This is a genomic window from Pragia fontium DSM 5563 = ATCC 49100 (assembly GCF_900112475.1).
GTDB classification, from domain to species: domain Bacteria; phylum Pseudomonadota; class Gammaproteobacteria; order Enterobacterales; family Enterobacteriaceae; genus Pragia; species Pragia fontium.
Genome location: NZ_FOLW01000003.1, coordinates 195,205 through 215,762, shown reverse-complemented (window position 1 = coordinate 215,762; position 20,558 = coordinate 195,205). Strand labels below are relative to the sequence as shown.

General features: G+C 44.7%; 14 protein-coding genes and 1 tRNA gene. 10 read left to right on the top strand and 5 right to left on the bottom strand.

Annotated elements, in window-relative coordinates; genetic code table 11:
* Positions 1 to 154: 154 nt before the first annotated feature.
* The gene (gene bacA, locus BMZ28_RS06670; RefSeq protein WP_047781906.1) at positions 155 to 976 is read right to left on the bottom strand and encodes an undecaprenyl-diphosphate phosphatase; all 822 of its coding nucleotides are present in this window, start codon (positions 974 to 976) and stop codon (positions 155 to 157) included.
* Between the two features lie 154 nt (positions 977 to 1,130).
* Positions 1,131 to 1,490: a bifunctional dihydroneopterin aldolase/7,8-dihydroneopterin epimerase gene (gene folB, locus BMZ28_RS06665; protein WP_047781907.1), complete on the bottom strand. Its 360-nt coding sequence runs from the start codon at positions 1,488 to 1,490 to the stop codon at positions 1,131 to 1,133.
* A 107-nt stretch (positions 1,491 to 1,597) separates the two neighbouring features.
* Here folB and plsY point away from each other — a divergent pair, with 107 nt between their 5' ends.
* Complete coding sequence (gene plsY / locus BMZ28_RS06660) at positions 1,598 to 2,239, top strand: glycerol-3-phosphate 1-O-acyltransferase PlsY (RefSeq protein ID WP_074821728.1); 642 nt, start codon at positions 1,598 to 1,600, stop codon at positions 2,237 to 2,239.
* A gap of 73 nt (positions 2,240 to 2,312) precedes the next feature.
* Here the strand turns inward: plsY and tsaD are convergent, their stop codons facing one another.
* Positions 2,313 to 3,332, bottom strand: coding sequence for a tRNA (adenosine(37)-N6)-threonylcarbamoyltransferase complex transferase subunit TsaD (gene tsaD / locus BMZ28_RS06655; protein ID WP_047781909.1), 1,020 nt, complete (start codon positions 3,330 to 3,332; stop codon positions 2,313 to 2,315).
* 299 nt (positions 3,333 to 3,631) lie between these two features.
* On the opposite strand from tsaD, the gene BMZ28_RS06650 reads away from it, so the two are divergent.
* The 4 genes from BMZ28_RS06650 (at position 3,632) to rpoD (ending at position 9,546) form a co-directional block, all read left to right on the top strand.
* Complete coding sequence (locus BMZ28_RS06650; RefSeq protein ID WP_074821723.1) at positions 3,632 to 5,182, top strand: vWA domain-containing protein; 1,551 nt, start codon at positions 3,632 to 3,634, stop codon at positions 5,180 to 5,182.
* Positions 5,183 to 5,426: 244 nt separating this feature from the next.
* The gene (rpsU, locus tag BMZ28_RS06645; protein WP_027275017.1) at positions 5,427 to 5,642 is read left to right on the top strand and encodes a 30S ribosomal protein S21; all 216 of its coding nucleotides are present in this window, start codon (positions 5,427 to 5,429) and stop codon (positions 5,640 to 5,642) included.
* Between the two features lie 149 nt (positions 5,643 to 5,791).
* On the top strand, positions 5,792 to 7,543 hold the full coding sequence (gene dnaG, locus BMZ28_RS06640) for a DNA primase (RefSeq protein WP_074821720.1): 1,752 nt from the start codon (positions 5,792 to 5,794) through the stop codon (positions 7,541 to 7,543).
* A 140-nt stretch (positions 7,544 to 7,683) separates the two neighbouring features.
* Positions 7,684 to 9,546 carry an RNA polymerase sigma factor RpoD gene (gene rpoD, locus BMZ28_RS06635; RefSeq protein ID WP_258554932.1) on the top strand — a complete coding sequence of 621 codons (1,863 nt, stop codon included), beginning with the start codon at positions 7,684 to 7,686 and terminating at the stop codon, positions 9,544 to 9,546.
* Between the two features lie 64 nt (positions 9,547 to 9,610).
* Here the strand turns inward: rpoD and mug are convergent, their stop codons facing one another.
* On the bottom strand, positions 9,611 to 10,111 hold the full coding sequence (gene mug / locus BMZ28_RS06630; protein ID WP_074821716.1) for a G/U mismatch-specific DNA glycosylase: 501 nt from the start codon (positions 10,109 to 10,111) through the stop codon (positions 9,611 to 9,613).
* A 142-nt stretch (positions 10,112 to 10,253) separates the two neighbouring features.
* Here mug and BMZ28_RS06625 point away from each other — a divergent pair.
* From BMZ28_RS06625 to BMZ28_RS06610, 4 genes are all read left to right on the top strand, one after another.
* Positions 10,254 to 10,329: transfer RNA gene (locus tag BMZ28_RS06625), tRNA-Ile, on the top strand.
* A gap of 630 nt (positions 10,330 to 10,959) precedes the next feature.
* Positions 10,960 to 12,501, top strand: a complete 1,542-nt coding sequence (locus BMZ28_RS06620; RefSeq protein WP_074821714.1) for a pyocin-S2/colicin E7-DNase domain-containing protein — start codon at positions 10,960 to 10,962, stop codon at positions 12,499 to 12,501.
* 2 nt (positions 12,502 to 12,503) lie between these two features.
* Positions 12,504 to 12,764 (top strand): bacteriocin immunity protein, encoded by a 261-nt coding sequence (locus BMZ28_RS06615; RefSeq protein ID WP_175474933.1) that lies wholly within the window; start codon positions 12,504 to 12,506, stop codon positions 12,762 to 12,764.
* A 403-nt stretch (positions 12,765 to 13,167) separates the two neighbouring features.
* Entirely contained in the window at positions 13,168 to 14,259 is a 1,092-nt protein-coding gene (locus tag BMZ28_RS06610) for a porin (protein WP_074821708.1), read from the top strand.
* Between the two features lie 111 nt (positions 14,260 to 14,370).
* Here BMZ28_RS06610 and mscK read toward each other — a convergent pair whose 3' ends face one another.
* Positions 14,371 to 17,679 (bottom strand): mechanosensitive channel MscK, encoded by a 3,309-nt coding sequence (mscK, locus tag BMZ28_RS06605; protein ID WP_074821703.1) that lies wholly within the window; start codon positions 17,677 to 17,679, stop codon positions 14,371 to 14,373.
* Positions 17,680 to 18,325: 646 nt separating this feature from the next.
* On the opposite strand from mscK, the gene nfrB reads away from it, so the two are divergent.
* Complete coding sequence (nfrB, locus tag BMZ28_RS06600) at positions 18,326 to 20,557, top strand: cyclic di-3',5'-guanylate-activated glycosyltransferase NfrB (protein WP_074821700.1); 2,232 nt, start codon at positions 18,326 to 18,328, stop codon at positions 20,555 to 20,557.
* Position 20,558 lies beyond the last annotated feature (1 nt).

Genomic DNA, 20,558 nt, shown 5'->3' with positions numbered 1-20,558 from the left:
AGCCGGGTTAGGGGCGCTCCGGTAGCTAAAGCTACTACGACCCCAACACCCGTCTCTCCCAACGGTTGAGTACGGTAGAATTTTGTCAGCCACCAGAACTTCCCATAACCGACATGGGAAGCTCAGGCTAAAATATCAATTCAAACGTTAACGATTAGAAAAACACCAAATAGATAACGCCGGCCACAAAGAAGCGATAAATCGCGAAAGGGATAAACGAAAAACGTTTAATCAGGTTCAGAAAGGTTTTAATCGCCAATAGTGCGACAACAAATGCGGTGAAGAACCCAACGGTAAACATCGGCAGATCGTCCCACACCAGCAGGCCAATACTTTTATACATCACCAGTATGGTGGCACCCAACATCATCGGTACCGCCAGAATAAAAGAGAATTCAGATGCCGCATAACGACTCACGCCCATCAGCATTCCCCCAGAAATCGTTGCCCCTGAACGGGAGAAACCCGGCCACAATGCTAAACACTGGAAACAACCAATTATAAAAGCCTGACGATAAGTCATATCATCCAGACCTTCCGCCCGCGGTTTTTTCGGTTTCAGCAACTCCGCAGCGATCAGCAATAAACCACCGGCAATCAGCGCATACATGACGGTTTTAGCGCCAAATAGATTCGCTTTAATCATATCGTGCAAGGCGAATCCGACGACTACCGCCGGCAGCATGCCCAGAATAATATGACCAAGCGTTAAGCGCCCCTTACCTCTCCCTTCATGGGGTACTTCACCAAAATGAATACCGATTAAACCAAACAATCTGCGCCAGAACACCACAACAACGGCAAGAATAGAACCTAACTGTATAACAACTTCAAAGGTTGAAGCCCTATCACCGGAAAAGCCTAACAGTTCACCAACAATGATCATATGACCCGTCGACGAAACCGGTAGGAACTCTGTTAATCCCTCAACAACTCCGAGAATAAATGCAACCACCAGATCGTGGAAATTGCCCATCAATGTTATTCCTTGCTAAAGAAGAAAAATAAAATAAATAATAACTATAGTCTGTACAGCGCTTATTGTTTATAAAGCTGTCTAACTCAGACACAAAGCAACATATTTAGTTTCATTCGGGCATGATAACCGATGGTAAATTAAACAATTACCGTCAAACTGAGCGGGAACCACGTTCAATGATTACACCGACCTGTTTCGCCTCTGCGACAGCGCCGGGTTTACTCACTTTAATTTTGATCCAAGGAATAGAAAACTGACTCATCAATAAATCGGCCACTTCCTCCGCAACGCGCTCAACCAAGGCAAAACGCTCGTTTTCAACCTTTTGAATCACCGCTTCACTCACATCCGCATAGCTCAGACAGTCGGCAACATCATCACTGGCCGCTGCTTTACGGTTATCCCAGCCCATTTCGATATCGAAAATTAGCCTCTGACGGATGGTCTGTTCCCAGTCATAAACCCCAATAGTTGTAATAACGTTTAGCTGTTCTATAAATACAATATCCATTACACCACTCTCAGTTTTTCAATTAAGACATACCACTTCGGGCAGAATATGCGTATTATCCATGTTAGCAATGAGTAAAACGACAATTATTAGATGGAATCGAGTTTATGAGTGCTATCGCGCTTGGCATGATCATTATCGCCTATCTATGTGGCTCTATTTCCAGCGCAGTGTTGGTTTGTCGTATCGCCAAGCTGCCCGACCCACGAGAACATGGTTCCGGTAATCCCGGAGCAACCAACGTGCTACGCATCGGCGGAAAAACCGCGGCGGCGGCAGTATTAATCTTTGATGTATTAAAAGGCATGATACCGGTTTGGGTTGCTTATAAACTGAATCTTTCTCCGCTGTATCTTGGCCTGACTGCCATTGCGGCCTGCTTAGGCCATATCTATCCGATTTTCTTCCATTTTCGCGGCGGCAAAGGCGTCGCCACCGCATTTGGTGCCATTGCCCCAATTGGCTGGGATCTCACCGGCCTGATGACTGGAACCTGGCTCTTAACGGTATTACTGAGTGGTTATTCCTCACTGGGTGCGATTGTGAGTGCGCTGATTGCTCCGTTTTATACTTGGTGGTTCAAGCCCCAGTTTACCTTCCCGGTTGCTATGCTTTCCTGTCTGGTGTTAATGCGCCATCATGACAACATTCAGCGCCTGTGGCGCGGTCAGGAAGGTAAAATTTGGGATCGGTTCAGAAAGAAGAAAAAAGAAAATACAGTTACCGATTCGGATGATAAATCTGAATAGTTACTTACCCCATATTCAATTACAAAAAAGCGCGTAAATTACGCGCTTTTTGCTATTTAAACGGAAAGTTCTATTACACTTTCACTGCCGGCAGTTGCTCCAACGGCCAACGCGGCCGTACGGTCAACTCAAGCCCACTGTGCTCACCCGCTTTTAAGCGTACCATTCCAGCATAGGCAATCATGGCACCGTTATCGGTACAAAACTCAGGGCGGGCATAAAACACTTCACCTTTGCGCTGTTTCATCATCTCCGCCAGCTTGCTACGCAAAGTGCGGTTAGCGCTTACGCCACCGGCCATCACTAAGCGATTAAATCCTGTTTCTTCCAATGCACGACGGCACTTAATCGCCAGCGTATCAACTACCGCATCTTCAAACGCTTTGGCAATATCCGCCTTCGTTTGTTCATCATCGCCGGATTGGCGAATGGTGTTAGCGGCAAAGGTCTTTAATCCGGAAAAACTAAAGTCCATACCGGGACGATCGGTCATAGGGCGTGGGAAGGTAAAACGACCGGCCACCCCTTGCTGCGCCATTTTTGACAGCATCGGGCCACCTGGATAGTCGAGCCCCAGTAACTTGGCGGTTTTATCGAATGCTTCACCTGCCGCGTCGTCAATCGACTCGCCCAGCAATTGATATTCACCAACGCCAGTCACGCTAATCAGTTGAGTATGCCCGCCGGAAACCAGCAAAGCGACAAAAGGAAACTGCGGAGGATTATCTTCCAGCATCGGGGCTAACAAGTGTCCTTCCATATGGTGAACCGCTATGGCAGGTACATTCCACGCCAGCGCCAGAGAACGCCCAATGGTAGCGCCAACCAACAAGGCTCCAACCAGCCCCGGACCTGCGGTATAGGCTACGCCATCAATATCTGTCGGTTGTAAATTGGCCTGTTTTAACGCGGCCTGAATCAATGGCACAGTTTTACGCACGTGATCGCGAGAGGCTAACTCAGGAACAACGCCGCCATAATCAGCATGCAGTTTAACCTGACTATACAGTTGATCTGCCAATAACCCTTGCCGATCGTCATAAATCGCGACACCCGTTTCATCACACGACGTTTCGATACCTAAAATACGCATAACCCGTTAAACAGCCTCTGAATTCATTATTTAGCCCCGCTGTATTTCCAAGGGTAACCCCGAGAAACAGCGCATCTGCTGATACATCTATGGGCTAAATGATATCACAGACCGTATGCTCGAAATAAATAATCACTCACCAGAAGAAAAATTCTACTGAATATAATGAAATAGCGACAGCAGCCTATAGATTTCGCTAAACTACGCATAAAGTCGCTTGCAGCACACCAGAATCTCTGGGTATGCTTCGCTTTTCTTTATATCCATCCACGCCAAACAACCATTTGATTGAGATAGAAATGACTAAAGCTCAAAGTGTTAAACGCGGAATTCATTCCCTGGCATTGTTGAGTGCACTGGTACTCGCCGGCTGTAGCTCAACCGATCCAAATATGAATCTTCCTGCTGCAGTAAAGACGGCGGGTTCTGCGGATCAAATAACAAAATCTGCCCATAAAGCCAATGCCCAAACCGGGCCTGAAGTGCTGATGTCTGCCGGGCAGAACAACGGTAGCTATAACAATATGCGCCGTGCTCTGGTTCGTTCTGAACTCCCTGCTAAGAACGGTATCCAGCTTGCTGAATGGGTGAATTTCTTCCCTTACGACTATCCACAAACTCAGGGACGTATTCCTTTCTCCGCTGTCAGTGAAATGGCTAACACCCCGTGGAATCCTAACACTCGCTTATTGCGCGTGGCGATAAAAGCCGATGATGCCCAGACCAGCGAACGCCGTGCGGCCAATCTGGTGGTATTTGTTGGTGCGGATGGTAGCGACCTATCTCTTATAAAACTCAGCCTGACGCGTCTGGTTAATCAGCTTACCGCACAGGATAGTTTGGCGATTATCACCACCGCTGGTGACAACGGTGTGTTATTAGCCCCAACCTACGGCAGCAGTAAAGATAAAATGCTGTCAGCCATTGATAATCTGAAAAGTGGGAAGGCCAACAAGGATACCGATCGCCTGAGCCAAGCCTATTCACTGGCTAAGGAACATTACCTCACTGATGGTATCAACCGCGTTATTCTGGCCGGAAACAGCAATTTCAGCGCCGGGTTTAAAGACATCGCAGAAGCACAGAACTTTTTTGCCAATCAGCAAAATTCTGGCGTTTCCCTGACCGCTTTAGGCTTTACCGCGACACAATTTACCCCATCCTCACTGGCTGAAATCGCCGATGAAGGAAACGGTGTCTATAGCTACATTGATAACCAACGCGATGCCGATAAAATCTGGTCTGAACAACTACGTTCAACGCAAACGCCAGTCGCCAAGGACTTCTCCATGAAAGTGGAGTTTAACCCAAGCTATGTGAAAGCCTATCGATTGCTGGGCTATCAGGCACCGGCTACGGACAATGAGTCAGCCAATAAAGGCATCGTGGTGACCGGTCAAACGTTAACGGCGCTCTATGAAGTGATTCCAGCAGGCGATGCTGGAAGCTGGGCCGGTCAGGAGTTTGGCCCGATTTATACGCCATCAAACAGCAGCTACCTGAGCAAGACCAAAGAAATGGCCATGGTTCATCTGCGTTATCACAAACCAACCGCACAGGGTGACTCTCAGCGCATTGAGCTACCGGTTCCTGCATCACGGATGAATACCCCGCTGAAAGACAGCAGCCAAGACTTCCGCTTTGCTGCGGCCGTCGCTGCCTTTGCACAACAGCTAAAAGATGGTGGTGTCACTACCGGTAACTTTACCCTGAATGACACGCTAAAACTGGCTAATGAGGGTCAAGGTAGCGATAAATTTGAACTACGTGGTGAATTTATCCAACTGGTAAAAAATGCCCAAGAAGCGTTACCAAAAGCTTCTCCGGTAAAAGGTAAAGAAGACAAGTAACCCGCTGATTAGCCTCAGTCATAGCGGGTTAGGAATCCATTTCCTGACTCGCTATTTCAAGGCAATAGCACCATTGCGAAAATTTATATCACGAATAAAGGCCGTTTTATCTGAGATACCGGTGAATGAATCGGTAACAGGACTTTACAAGCGCCCCCTATTCGCAGTAGAATTCCGCACCATTTTGAATATGGCTGGCACTAGCGCCAGCAGCAAAACCGATTTCTATTGAGGTGAAAGGCACATGCCGGTAATTAAAGTACGTGAAAACGAGCCATTTGACGTAGCATTACGTCGTTTCAAGCGTTCATGCGAAAAAGCAGGTATCCTTGCTGAAGTTCGTAGCCGTGAATTCTACGAAAAACCAACTACTGAACGTAAGCGCGCTAAAGCTTCTGCTGTGAAACGTCACGCGAAGAAATTAGCTCGTGAAAACGCACGCCGCACCCGCCTGTATTAATTTCTTTCGGATAGCTCCGAGCGCGCGATTAATGCGCAGGTTGGTCGTGTAGCTAAAGCTAGTAATAGCTAACTGCATATAAGTATGCCGTGCTTTCCGGAAGGGATGCGCGGCTTATTCTCATTTATGGATTTACGAATTGAGGCTTAATGGCAGGACGAATCCCACGCGTATTTATCAATGACTTGCTGGCCCGTACGGACATTGTCGATCTTATAGATGCCCGTGTGAAGCTGAAAAAGCAAGGCAAGAATTATCACGCCTGTTGTCCGTTCCATAATGAAAAAACGCCCTCTTTTACCGTAAACGGTGAGAAACAGTTTTACCACTGCTTCGGTTGTGGAGCTCACGGCAACGCCGTTGATTTCCTGATGAACTTTGACCGATTAGAGTTTGTGGAAAGTATTGAAGAGCTGGCCACGATGCACAGTCTCGAGGTTCCTTACGAATCGGGAACCGGCAGTAGTCAGCTTGAGAGACACCAGAGGCAAAGCCTTTACAAACTGATGGAACCGCTATCCCAGTTCTATCAGGAATCATTAACCCAGCCTCAATCTCAAGAAGCGCGCAATTATCTGGCGCAGAGAGGTCTAAGCGACGATATTATCCAACGCTTCGCCATTGGCTATGCGCCTTCCGGCTGGGATAACGTATTAAAACGTTTTGGTCGTTCACCGGAGAATCGCGAATCACTCAGCGATGCCGGAATGTTAGTGACTAATGATAACGGCCGTACCTACGATCGCTTTCGTGAACGCGTGATGTTCCCAATCCGCGATAAACGCGGTCGTGTGATTGCCTTCGGCGGTCGAATTTTAGGCAGTGGAACACCGAAATACCTGAATTCGCCAGAAACAGAGATATTCCATAAAGGCCGCCAGCTATATGGCCTGTATGAAGCCCAGCTCAATCATAATCAGTTGGCTAAGCTGCTGGTGGTTGAAGGCTATATGGATGTGGTGGCGTTGGCGCAGTTTGGCATCAATTATGCCGTTGCCTCGTTGGGTACCTCCACGACCGCAGAGCATATTCAGTTAATGTTTCGCAGCACGGACAACGTTATCTGCTGCTACGACGGCGATAATGCAGGTAGGGAAGCAGCATGGCGCGCTTTAGAAACCGCACTGCCCTATCTGACCGATGGCCGCCAGCTTAAATTTATGTTTTTACCCGAGGGTGAAGACCCAGATACATTAGTACGGAAAGAGGGTAAAGAGGCTTTCGAGCAGCGTCTGGAACAAGCCCAACCACTTTCTATGTTTCTATTTGATACACTTATGCCTCAGGTTGACCTCAGCTCGCCTGATGGACGTGCTAAACTGAGTACACTGGCATTACCTTTAATTACCAAGGTGCCCGGCGAGACACTGCGTTTGTATTTACGCCAGCAGTTGGGTCAGAAACTCGGTATTTTAGATGATAGCCAGCTTGATAAACTGATGCCCAAAACCATTGAGTCTGAACAGCAAGGTTATCAGGCTCCACAGCTAAAGCGCACTACCATGCGCGTACTGATAGGACTGATAATCCAACGACCAGAGTTAGCAACACAGGTACCCTCAATACAGGGATTGGAACAAACCGGTCTGGCCGGAGTCCCGCTATTTATCGAGTTGGTAAAAACCTGTCTGGCACAGCCTGGTTTAACTACCGGGCAGCTTTTAGAGCTATATCGAGGTAATAAATTCAGTCAACAGCTTGAAACCTTGGCAACATGGAACCACATGATTGTAGAGGACATGATTGAAGAAACATTTATCGATACATTAGCCAAACTGTATGACTCAGTTCTGGAACAGCGACAGGAAGAGCTGATCGCTCGCGACAGAACACACGGCCTGAATGCCGACGAACGTAAAGAGCTCTGGTCATTAAATATGGCCTTGGCGAAAAAAGATTAGTTTTTAACAGAATTAACGGCTTAAGTGCCGCTCATTGCAGGAACGAAATCCTGCGCATAGCTGTTAACAAAGGCGACAGCTGAATAAATTAGCCCGACGACTTATGATTACCGGCTTTAGCCGATAAAAAATTTAATACTCTGAAGTGTGGATACCGTCTTATGGAGCAAAACCCGCAGTCACAGCTTAAACTTCTTGTTACCCTTGGCAAGGAGCAAGGCTACCTGACCTATGCCCAAGTCAATGACCATCTGCCAGAAGATATCATCGATTCAGATCAGATCGAAGATATCATCCAGATGATCAATGATATGGGTATTCAGGTTATGGAAATAGCACCTGATGCCGATGATCTAATGCTCGCAGAAAACACGGCAGATACCGACGAAGATGCAGCAGAAGCTGCTGCACAGGTGCTTTCTAGTGTTGAATCCGAAATCGGTCGGACCACGGATCCCGTACGTATGTATATGCGTGAAATGGGAACCGTTGAACTCTTAACCCGCGAAGGCGAGATCGATATTGCAAAACGCATCGAAGAAGGGATCAACCAGGTTCAGTGCTCCGTTGCTGAATACCCGGAAGCGATTACCTATCTGCTTGAGCAATATGACCGCGTTGAAACCGGTGAAGCACGCCTGTCTGACATTATTACCGCGTTTATCGATCCGAATGCCGATGACACCATCGGTCCGGCGGCTACTCATGTAGGCTCGGAGCTCTCCACCGAAGAGCAAGACGACGATGATGAGGATGAAGACGAGGATGATTCCGATTCTGATGAAGATATCGGTATCGATCCAGAACTCGCTCGTGAAAAATTCAATGACCTGCGTGTGCAGTATGAAGCTGCGCGTAAAGCCATTAAAGAGTTTGGCCGCAGCCATCAAAAAGCGATAGACGAGATCGTTCAGCTGTCTGAAGTATTTAAACAGTTCCGTTTAGTGCCTAAGCAGTTTGACTATCTGGTCAACAACATGCGCCAAATGATGGATCGCGTTCGTACTCAAGAACGCTTAATTCTTAAGTTGTGTGTTGAGCAAAGCAAGATGCCGAAGAAAAACTTCGTCACCCTGTTTGCCGGCAATGAAACCAATATGGCTTGGTTCCATAGCGCCATTGCGCTGGGTAAGCCTTGGTCTGAAAAGCTGAAAGATACCACTGAAGAAATTGAACGCAGCATTCAAAAACTGCAGTTAATTGAACAAGAAACCGGCTTAACCATTGAACAGGTTAAAGATATCAACCGTCGCATGTCTATCGGTGAAGCTAAAGCTCGCCGTGCGAAGAAAGAGATGGTTGAAGCGAACTTGCGTCTGGTTATTTCTATCGCTAAAAAATACACCAACCGTGGCTTACAGTTCCTGGATTTGATTCAGGAAGGTAACATCGGTCTGATGAAGGCAGTAGACAAGTTTGAATACCGCCGTGGTTATAAGTTCTCAACCTACGCCACTTGGTGGATTCGTCAGGCGATTACCCGTTCGATTGCCGATCAGGCGCGTACCATCCGTATTCCGGTGCATATGATTGAAACCATTAACAAACTCAATCGTATTTCTCGCCAGATGCTGCAAGAGATGGGGCGTGAACCGCTGCCGGAAGAGCTGGCTGAACGTATGTTGATGCCGGAAGATAAGATCCGTAAAGTGCTGAAAATCGCCAAAGAGCCAATCTCCATGGAAACGCCAATCGGCGACGATGAAGATTCTCATTTAGGGGATTTTATCGAGGATACCACCCTCGAGCTGCCGCTGGATTCCGCTACTTCGGAAAGCCTGCGTTCAGCAACGCACGACGTTCTGGCTGGTCTGACAGCTCGTGAAGCCAAAGTACTGCGCATGCGTTTCGGTATTGATATGAATACTGACCATACGCTGGAAGAAGTCGGCAAACAGTTCGACGTAACCCGTGAGCGTATTCGTCAGATCGAAGCGAAAGCGTTACGTAAATTACGTCATCCAAGCCGTTCAGAAGTTCTGCGCAGCTTCCTTGATGAGTAATCTTGTCTGATTGACAGCAAAAAACCCCGGTCTCCGGGGTTTTTTATTGGCCTAAATTCAGCCTCTAAACCATTTTTAACGCCACTGCCAACTCATGATAGCTGGCGGTTAGCTGTTCCAGCGTCGCTCGATTTAAACCGCTTGGATTGGGTAATAACCAAACCTGAGTTTGACCAATACAGATGTCCTGCTTTCCCCATTTAGCATTACGTACGCCAAAGGCCTGATGATAAGCCTGCTTACCTAATATCGCCACGGCGCGAGGTTGATAGCGTTTAATGTTATTAATCAGCGCCTCTCCCCCCTGCTTTAATTCATCCGCCGAGAGTTGATCGGCTCTTACCGTCGGGCGATCAACCAACCGGGTGATACCGCAATGATTATCCAACAGCATCAACTCATCCTGCGGCGCTAACAAGGTTTTGGTCAATCCAGCCAGATAGATCACTTTCCAAAACCGATTAGTCGGATTGGCAAAATGAAATCCGTCAGAAGACGAGGTTAAACCGGGATTAATACCGCAAAACACCACCTGCAGGCCGGGACGTAAAATATCGTTAGTCATAGAGCTCCTAAAATTAACGCACGAACCACCAATGCTTACGCTATCAATAAATACAATCACCTACAACTGTACAGAAAACCAACGTTTGCATTAAGTAGCTATGGACTAAGCGCTAAAGATTACCGTATAATCCCCGCCACTTGGCCCCTTAGCTCAGTGGTTAGAGCAGGCGACTCATAATCGCTTGGTCCCCCGTTCAAACCGGGGAGGGGCCACCAAATTTTAGTAGTAGATATAGAGAGTTAAGCCCGCTTTTTAGAGTGGGCTTTTTTGTGCCTGAAGCAGAGTGTCGCACGAGTTTTTTGTACCACAAACGCAATGCAAAAGAGGTATAGATCTGGTATTGAACCTAGCACTATTAAAAACGCTGCGACTTATATTGACTCTCTTGACTAAGCTGAATAACTAACGTTATCAATTTCAGTATTTCATTTTTCCTATTCTTCCGAAATCAGCGATTTTCTCAAGCTCTTTCAAAAACTGTAATCCAATAAAAACCCTTTCAAAATTTTATCATTGTGGAATTGGTGAAAAAAACCAGCAGCAGCGTGATTGATAGGATCCTTTTAATTCTAATTCGGATTCATCTTAGATAATACGGACTGTGTAAATATGGGATCCATTAAGCAATAATTAGTAAGTATTTACCTTTTAATTAAGACACTTACGTTGTACTTCTTAGATCTGATCGACTTTCTATCTACCCATAAACTGAACTTCCCTTCAGTTAATAAAAATCAATACCTAAATGCCACTAACTCATTGAATAAATATGTTTTTGCCTTTCCATCTCTTTTTCCCTACTTTAATAAATTCGATACTGATTAAAGCAACAAGGACTGTTTGCTATGCCCAGAATGTTAGCCTGTTTAGGCAATAAAACAACGAAGGGAACCATAATTCACGCTTCCAGCACCTTATTTGAAGGCTCTCATCCTCTCGCCAGAGACGGCGATTTAGCTTGGTGCAATGAGTGTAAAAATTCATTTCCTATGCTCGGTACAGCAACCAGCATAATTGATGATCGTCCAATGGTCGCTTTCGGAGACAAAGTATTATGCCGGTGCTCCGATCATTGGGTAATCGCCCAATCTACTTGGTTTTGTGAACATCAAGACTCAGGTAAAGAGAGCACAATAACTAACCAACAATCATTCACACAGAGTAATCCACCTTCCCTAGCTGAATTATCATATACCGATAACTCTCCGTCTGTTGAGACTGTTTTTGCCAAATCCTGTTTGCTTAGCGACGGTTGTACTGATGCTGGTCAAGAGCAAGAACCAGTAGAGAATTTTGGTGAGGTTTCATTATTTCAGGGAACTGACATTGAGTGCGGTTATCGTTGTGAGCCTTCACCATCACCTCAAATAACTTCAGTGGGTGCGCTGATAGCCTCACAGACCGGTATAAGAGTTTTACAACACAGTGCTGGAACATCTATTGCCGGACGCTGGATGGTATCTAATCCGATCTCCATATTATTAATTGGCTTATTTTATTCTCCAGAAATCAGTCAAGGTAGTCATCGTGATGGATTGGCCGATTATATTGCCCGTGATAAATTAGATTATTTGGCAACGACAGGTGGAACGGCTACAACACGGGTCCGCTTTCAGGCTCGAGTGAATATACAAACAAATCAACCAGTAATTGAGGGATACCACACACCAGCTAATTCAGAATTAGACCAAGTTCCAGTTATTAAGATGAGGCTGGATAGTTCTAACGGCATACGGCGATATATTCCTGAAGGTCAGAGTGGCCCGAGTATTATCTGGACACCAGCAGAACCAGAGTATAGCCCCATTAATCATACTGGCAATCATTCAGGTTATTCTGCTCCGCTATCTATTCTGGTTAATCCACTACCAGAAACTCCAGGGGATCATTCGACAACCTCGCCAATACCTGAAAAGAAAAACTTTAACGATTATATTTTGGTTTTCCCTGCTGATTCAGGTATGCCACCTATCTATATTATGCTGGATAGTCCACGCAATGAATCTGGTGTTGTCATTGGTCAGGGTGAAACCATCTTTGGTACTTGGTTAAGGGATGCGGGAGCAGGTTTAGGTTGCCCTGTTCCAGCTCAAATCGCGGATAAACTTAGAGGAAGAGAATTTACAAATTTTGACCAATTTAGGGAAGCATTCTGGATAGAGGTTTCAAAAGATGCAGAATTATCTTCTCAATTCATTCCTTCAAATCGTAAAAAAATGGCTAATGGTAGAGCGCCAAGAGCTAGATATAGAGATACTGTTGGTGGCCGCCGCTCTTTTGAATTACACCATAAACACCAAATACAGCACGGTGGAAACGTTTATGATGTTGAAAATCTAAATGTCGTCACACCTAAAAGACATATTGATATACACAGGGATAATTAATAATGATTCTACGTAGCCGATTAAACGAATATACAGAAGCTGAGTTTTTGGAGTTGATTAACGCATTATGTAACGATTTAGGTACGGAACAACAACAAGATTTATGGTTAGAACACTTTATCGAAGTAACAAACCACCCCGATGGTTCTGATTTGATCTATTACCCAGTGCATGAAGAAGATAGCACCCCTCAGAGAATTATTGAGATTGTAAAACAATGGCGTTCATCTCAAGGATTAGCCAGCTTTAAGGATACACAATAATTCTATAGGTCGGTTTTCGAAGAGGTTCATTTACCAATTTCTCTACATAAGAACCGACCTACTATTTAGAATCTATCAATAACTCAGTGTATTCCAAGGTATTAAAGGTTAAAGCTTGATCATCCAACTCGATAATAAAACAACTAATTACCAGCTACTTATTCTGAATTTTCATACTCCCACATTTTCAATGCCAACTTGCTGTCACCCTGTGTAATTATCACATATAACCCTATCCTCACCCACAAACGATAATGAAAATAATTATCATTTAATATTGTTTATTTAATCATTGTTTGCTTCAATAAAACGCAGTGTCAGGGCTGAAACTGTTACTTTAATGGCTGATTCAGTCCTGAGTCACAACAACAAATAAAAACCAGTGCATCAAGGACAACAAACAATGAAAAACTACACACTGCTGGTAGGATTACTACCCGCGATAATGGTGACGGGTGCGGTAAATGCGGCTGAACTGTATAACAAAAATGGTAATAAGTTAGATCTTTCCGGTCAAATTGAAGGGAATCACTACATTTCCGATGATAAGAGCGAAGATGGCGATAATAGCTTTGTCCGTTTCGGCCTTATGGGTGAAACTCAAGTTAATGATCAAATTACCGGTTATGGTTTTTATCAGGCAGAACTGACCGCCAGCGCTTCTGAAGACGATGGTGATAACGGTTCAAAAACCCGTTATGCCTATGCCGGTCTTAAAGTTGGCGATGCGGGCTCCTTTGACTATGGCCGTAATAACGGCATTCTGTATGACGTTGGCGGTTGGACCGACGTTCTACCGGAATTCGGCGGTGACTCCTATCAACAAACCGATGTCTTTATGACTCAACGCGCCGGTAATCTGGCGACTTATCGCAACAAGAACTTCTTTAACCTGATTGATGGGCTGGATTTTGCGGTTCAATATCAGGGGCGTAACGACGCCAACGATCGCAATAAAAGCGAACGTAACGGTAACGGCTGGGGTATGTCGACCACCTACGACTTAGGTATGGGACTCTCTTTAGGTGCCGCCTATAGTTCATCCGAACGCACCAACAAACAAAAGGAAGATGGCAACGGCGACCGTGCCAATGCGCTAAGTACCGGCCTCAAATATGATGAAAACAATCTCTATTTAGCCGCACTCTACGCCCAAACCTATAATATGAATCTCTATGGCGGTGACGATCGCGTTACTAATAAGACTCAAAACGTAGAGTTAGTGGCGCAGTACCAGTTTGAATCCGGCCTGCAACCCTCTTTAGCCTGGGTCTACTCTAAAGGTAAAAATCTCGGACATGAGATCGGCAGCAAAACCTATAGCAGTGAAGCATTAGCAAACTACATTGATGTGGGTGCTAACTACCACTTTAACAAAAACATCACGGCCAAAGTCGATTACAAAATCAATATGTTGGATAACAGCGCCTTTACCAAAGACGCCGAAATTTCGACCGATGATATCGTCTCACTGGCAATTATTTATCAGTTCTAATACTGAGTAAATAGACCTACAACACATCACCATCGTTTAGCCCGCTATCAGCGGGCTAATTGTTCACAATAAGACTTATCACCCGGTTTACAACCCGCTTAAGCCCTACTCCTATTGACGCCCAGATGCTGAATTATCAGCTTCAATATCCTGCGGTTGGTGCAAATGAACTTCTAACTGATTGAATGCAATATCAATATTATTCTCTCTGCACAAAGCATCAATCGTGCGATTTAGCTCATCAACCGTACGAGTCCGATATTTCAATTCACCCACATAAAAACGCAGCTCATGATCGAGCGTGCTATCACCAAAGTTGAGGAACAGTACCTGCGGCTCCGGCTCTGGCAATACGTGCGGATTCATTTTCATCGCTTGTAATAAAACGGATTTTACCTTATCTAAATCAGAGCCGTATGCCACACCCAGCTTAATTGAAACGCGCGTTACCGTGTCTGACAGCGTCCAGTTAATCAATCTTTCAGTTACAAACGATTTATTCGGAATAATCACTTCCTTACGGTCAAAATCGATAATCGTCGTGGCACGGATATGAATCTTACTGACTTTACCAGAATAGGTACCAATCGTTATCGTATCCCCGATACGTATTGGCCTTTCAAATAAAATAATCAGGCCTGAAACAAAATTAGCCAGAATTTCCTGTAGACCAAAGCCTAAACCGACGGAGAGCGCTGCCGCTAACCACTGTAGCTTATCCCACGAAATACCCAATCTGCCTAATGCAATCATGATGCCAATCACTGCAATCAAATAGGTTAAAACCGCGGTAATTGCATAAGAAGTACCCGGTCTTAATTGCAGTCGGGACAATACCGAAACTTCTAATAATCCCGGTAAGTTACGCATCATAATGTAGCTCACGACTAATATCGCCAGACAGACTAATAAACTGCCCAACGTCACCGATTGCAACATCGCATTACCAGAAACGACGGCATCATAATTCCAAAGGGTAATACCGTATAAGTAAGAAAGATCGACAATGAGATCGGACCAAATCCAATAGAAAAGAACCGCAAAAATCAAAAAGAAAACCATGTTAATAATGCGCAGAGACTGATGGTTAATTTGCTCCATGGCTAACTGAGGCTCTTCTATCGGTGTTGGGTCATCATCCCCATTTTCCTCTTGTGTTAAATCCTGACGACGTACCACTGCTCTGCGATGGGCCAATTTTTGAGCGGCAACTCTTAGCACACACAGGGTGGTTAAAAAGATATAGTTCCATGCAATCAATAAATAAAGGCTATCAATCCAGCGGCTCGCTAAGCGTAATGTGGTATAAAAATACCCCAACACCATCAAAACAATGAAAATTAACGGCACAACGGCAACAATACCGACCACCGATAGGCGAATGGTAAGTGAATGACCCTGTTGTAAATAGCGCCGACACACCGGGAAAATTTGGACGCAGAGTAAAATCAAGATAAAGAGAATGATCGCCTGACCAATAACATCATCCATTAACCACAGCGGATTTTGCTCGCCTAATACTGACCAAAAAATAAAAGGTAAAATCGTCAGGCTCAACCATAACGTCTGACGCCGATATTGAATACAGTGCTGTGCCGGAAAAGCAAAATGATGCTCAACAATACCTTTCGGCGAAAGGCTATGCCAAATAAAGGCGCAAACAAACCAAAACAGCGCAAGTTCAAGGGACAAACGCCAGCAAAAATGGCTAATACTGCTGTTTGATTTTAAACACACTAAACCCACGGCTAAAATCATTAACGCTCCGGGAAGCGCTTTGATTAACGTGAGATAAATTGCTTTGGGGGTATTTATCTGGTTATCCTGAAAGTGACCAACTTCTGCCGATAACCGAGCAAGAGACCGATTAATACTGCGCATCCGCCAATAAATAACTCCGATGCCAAAGAGTATTAACAATAAATAACCAATTGAATTTTTCACACCTTGCATCAAGGCATCAGACGATATTGATAAATCAGTCGTTTTTAATTGCTGTTTAGCGGCGGCAGGAAAGTCAGTCAGCCAAGATAAATTCATGGGCTTATTACTGCTGACCCAAAAGATCTGTTGAGTCAGCGTACGCCAAATCGCGGTATTAATTTCAATTAACTGTTGTTGATTAATCTGCAGCTTGATTGACTGCGTGAGCTGATTGCCTAATTGCTCATTCAACTGCTCCAATAACTCCAGTCGAACCATAACAATCTTATTTAATGTCTCTCGCAGTTCACTGGATTGCTGCTCTGCACTTTGGCTGACAAGTAAGTTATTAACGTATTTCTCAGAGTCAAACAGCGTATTGATATTTTGGCTAATGTTAAACTTTTCAATACGGATATTATCAATATGTAAATCCTGCACCAGTACCTCAGACTGGAAATTTTTCTGTTGCTGATACAGAAGGCGGGAAAGTAATAGCGTTCCCCGAAACATATTGATCTGTATATTAAGATTACGCTGAACTTCCTGAACATTATTCAGCCCACCTCTAACCCTGATGTTTTCCTCAACTAAACGATTAGTATCATTTGTTACGGTATTGAGACGTTGGCCAATCCGATCGATCGCCTCAAGCTCTTGGTTAATTAATGGATGTTGCTTAACGTCTCCGGCAAGGTGCTCATCTTCAATAATACTTTTTGATAAATTAAGCCGCTTAGTATTTAACTCTGCTTGCAACTCAAACACCGTACTCTGTAATTTATTAATATAAACAGAAAGATAATCATTGCGCATTTGTACTAAACGGCTTAACTGAGTATTAATGTCTAACTTTTTAAATTCTAAAGCCCGCTGTACATCTAAAAAACTTTGCTGATTAACCAGCATAAGACGCTCAGTTGGACGTACGTTACTTGAAGAAGACAAATCGCTCAGTTGATTTTGTAATGCGACCTGCTGATGAGTCAGGTCTTGAATAATACTTTGGGCTCGTTCTGGTAATGTTTGTAACGAGGCTAGCTGGCTACTATAAGAAAAAAGACTTTCCTGAGCTATTTGTAAGCGGTTAGTTATATCACTAAGTAGGCTTTCTAACTGCTTAATTGATTGTGACCGTAACTTATCCGGTGTGGGTAACAGATTATCAGCCTGATTTAAGGTAATAAGGTTACTCGTTTCACTTTGTATCTGTGCTGGCTGTTGTTCTAATGCCAAACGTTCTTGTGCAACGTCATTAATTTTGTCCATATACTCTAACGTATGCATTAGATCATCTTTGATCAGCTTATCTTCTGGCGAAAGATTATTGTTATTATTCAGTATATTAAGCTGATTACTGACTTCATCACGCGTCGGAAATTGATTACTCAGTGCTAATACATCTGGCACCATAAATAAGAAAAAAAGGCAGAATAACGCGCCCATTCGACGAATCTGAAATAATACAAAGGTGGCCGACTTAGCTGATTTAGTCATTTTATTTATAACTCGATAAAGTAAAGATAAAAATAACAAAACGTTTAAGACAAATCTGTGTGACATGAGCAATATCGTAGAATGTTCATATCGTCTTATAAAAAAACTATAAATTAGTATCATTTAAATAGATATAAACGCCCGATGTTTTTTCTCCTCTATTTTGCACCAACCAGAAAAACAGGATAAAAAATACCAGTCTTTTTCCTCGCCTCAATAATCAATGTGCTAATCGTGTGTTTTTCTTTCTATCAAGGCCACTTTATTCTTGATATATGACATGGCCATAATGAAAAAAACATCCACCATAAGCCAGTACAAAAAACCAACTTTAAAGACAAATTCAATATAAATATTCTTTAACCAATATTATTATTTAACGATAACATCCAACTAGCTAACCCGATACGAAGTGCAACATAATCAAAAATAAAAAAATATAAAAAAAACATTCTAATAAAATCAAAAAGTAATACTAAAAAGGTCTAAATAACGCACTATCATTCTTTTTTAGATTATTCCACTGTGCTTATATTTGTTAGATAATACCCATGACAACTATTAGATAAAGTTATAGTGTAATTTTTAGATGCTAATAATGAAAAGGAGGCCATTAACATAGATCTTGCTTAAGCTGGGGTGTCCTATGAGTTGGATGGTAGATGCGTTCGCAACCTATCTCTACGGTATGAAAGTCATCGCTATTGCACTGGCCATTGCCATGCTGATTAGCGGAATCGATGATTTATTCATTGATATTATTTACTGGTTTCGTCGTATAAAGCGCGCCTTCACCGTCTATCGCCGCCATAAGCATATGGATTATCGTGAACTGTATAAGCCTGATGAAAAAGCATTGGCGATTATGGTTCCCGCCTGGAATGAAACCGGGGTCATTGGCCATATGGCTGAGCTTGCCGCCACTACCCTAGACTACGAAAACTACCATATCTTTGTCGGTACCTACCCTAACGATCCGGATACCCAACGCGATGTTGATGAAGTCTGCGTCCGCTTTCCCAACGTACATAAAGTGATTTGTGCTCGCCCGGGTCCAACCAGCAAAGCCGACTGTCTCAACAATATATTGGATGCCATTACCCAATTTGAACGTAGCGCTAATTTCACCTTCTCCGGCTTTATTCTGCACGATGCCGAAGACGTTATCTCACCGATGGAACTCCGCTTATTCAACTATCTGGTCGATCGTAAGGACTTAATTCAAATACCGGTTTATCCATTCGAACGGAAATGGACCCACTTTACCAGCATGTCATACATTGATGAATTTGCTGAACTACACGGTAAAGATGTGCCGGTACGCGAGGCCATAGCCGGACAGGTTCCCAGCGCCGGAGTCGGTACTTGCTTTAGCCGCCGCGCCATCATGGCCCTGTTAGCGGACGGTGACGGTATCGCTTTCGATGTACAAAGCTTAACTGAAGATTACGACATCGGCTTCCGCCTAAAGGCCAAAGGCATGACCGAGATTTTTGTGCGTTTTCCAGTCATACCGGACGACTACGACAGCCGGAAAAAGGCATTTTTACAGCGCACCCGCTCCGCTAACGTTATTTGCGTGCGTGAATATTTCCCCGATACCTTTAGCACCGCAGTACGTCAAAAATCACGTTGGATTATTGGTATTGTTTTTCAGGGATTTAAAACCCATAAATGGAGCAATAGCCTGACGCTAAACTACTTTCTGTGGCGCGATCGCAAAGGTGCCATCAGTAACTTTCTTAGCTTCACCGCCATGATTGTGATGATCCAGCTGGTATTGCTGCTGATCTATCAGCGCCTTTGGCCTGATGCCTGGCAGTTCCTGTCTATTTTCAGCGGTAGTCAATGGCTGACCACACTGCTGTGGCTCAACTTAGGGCTAATGATCAATCGTATTTTCCAACGGGTGATTTTCGTCACCGTTTATTATGGATTAAAGCAGGGACTGTTATCGATCCTGCGCCTGTTCTGGGGCAACCTGATTAACTTTACCGCCAACTGGCGGGCGCTAAAACAGGTGATTCAGCATGGGGATCCGCGTCGGGTTGCCTGGGATAAAACCACCCACGATTTCCCCAGCGTTACTGGCAATAACCGCGCGTTAAAACCGCTGGGACAAATTTTAATTGAGCAAGGTGCCATTAACCAAACCCAGCTTCAGGATGCGCTGATTCATCGCATGCCCGGTCTGCGTCTGGGCGGTACCCTAATCTATCGCCAAGTGATTACTGCCCAGCAGTTGGCTGCCGCATTGGCCGAACAAAGCGGCGTGAGTGCCGAATCTATCGATGCCTGGCAGATCCCCGAAGCGCTGATTAAGTTGATGCCAGACTCTGTCGCCCTGCACTATGCGGTATTGCCGCTGCGAATTGAGGACGGCACCCTGATACTGGCTAGCGAATCCCCTATCGATCCGGTTTCGCTGGCGGCGCTGGGGCGTAAAATGGACAAGCCAGTACGCTATATTATTGCCCCTCGCGGTCAAGTGGTGGTCGGCCTACGCCATTGGTATGCCCGTAAACGCCAAAATGATGAACGCTCCCTGCTGCAAAAAGCGGTTCAACGCCGTTGGCTCTCGGCGGAACAGGCAGAGATCATTTGGTCAAACTTCGTTCCACGTCAGCTGCTGTTCGCTGAAATCCTGATCTCTCTGGGTGATATTGATATGGCCGCCATGAATTCGCTGCTATTGCGCTATGAACGCAGCGATTTAGCGCTGGGAGAGTTTCTGGTTGAACAAGGCGTGATAAGTGCTGAGACACTGAATTACGCTCTCGAATTACAGCATCAGTTGCAGGTCTCGATGCCGACCCTGCTACAGCAGGCCGGAATCAGTGAAGAACAGCTGCAACAGTTGGAACGGGAGAACGCCTGAT

Bases quoted from the DNA above. Each gene is read 5' to 3' on its own strand.
- plsY (WP_074821728.1), top strand. From the start codon at position 1,598: ATGAGTGCTATCGCGCTTGGCATGATCATTATCGCCTATCTATGTGGC.
- BMZ28_RS06620 (WP_074821714.1), top strand. From the start codon at position 10,960: ATGCCCAGAATGTTAGCCTGTTTAGGCAATAAAACAACGAAGGGAACC.
- tsaD (WP_047781909.1), bottom strand. From the start codon at position 3,332: ATGCGTATTTTAGGTATCGAAACGTCGTGTGATGAAACGGGTGTCGCG.
- BMZ28_RS06650 (WP_074821723.1), top strand. From the start codon at position 3,632: ATGACTAAAGCTCAAAGTGTTAAACGCGGAATTCATTCCCTGGCATTG.
- dnaG (WP_074821720.1), top strand. From the start codon at position 5,792: ATGGCAGGACGAATCCCACGCGTATTTATCAATGACTTGCTGGCCCGT.
- BMZ28_RS06610 (WP_074821708.1), top strand. From the start codon at position 13,168: ATGAAAAACTACACACTGCTGGTAGGATTACTACCCGCGATAATGGTG.
- nfrB (WP_074821700.1), top strand. From the start codon at position 18,326: ATGAGTTGGATGGTAGATGCGTTCGCAACCTATCTCTACGGTATGAAA.
- rpsU (WP_027275017.1), top strand. From the start codon at position 5,427: ATGCCGGTAATTAAAGTACGTGAAAACGAGCCATTTGACGTAGCATTA.
- folB (WP_047781907.1), bottom strand. From the start codon at position 1,490: ATGGATATTGTATTTATAGAACAGCTAAACGTTATTACAACTATTGGG.
- BMZ28_RS06615 (WP_175474933.1), top strand. From the start codon at position 12,504: ATGATTCTACGTAGCCGATTAAACGAATATACAGAAGCTGAGTTTTTG.
- bacA (WP_047781906.1), bottom strand. From the start codon at position 976: ATGGGCAATTTCCACGATCTGGTGGTTGCATTTATTCTCGGAGTTGTT.
- mug (WP_074821716.1), bottom strand. From the start codon at position 10,111: ATGACTAACGATATTTTACGTCCCGGCCTGCAGGTGGTGTTTTGCGGT.
- mscK (WP_074821703.1), bottom strand. From the start codon at position 17,679: ATGACTAAATCAGCTAAGTCGGCCACCTTTGTATTATTTCAGATTCGT.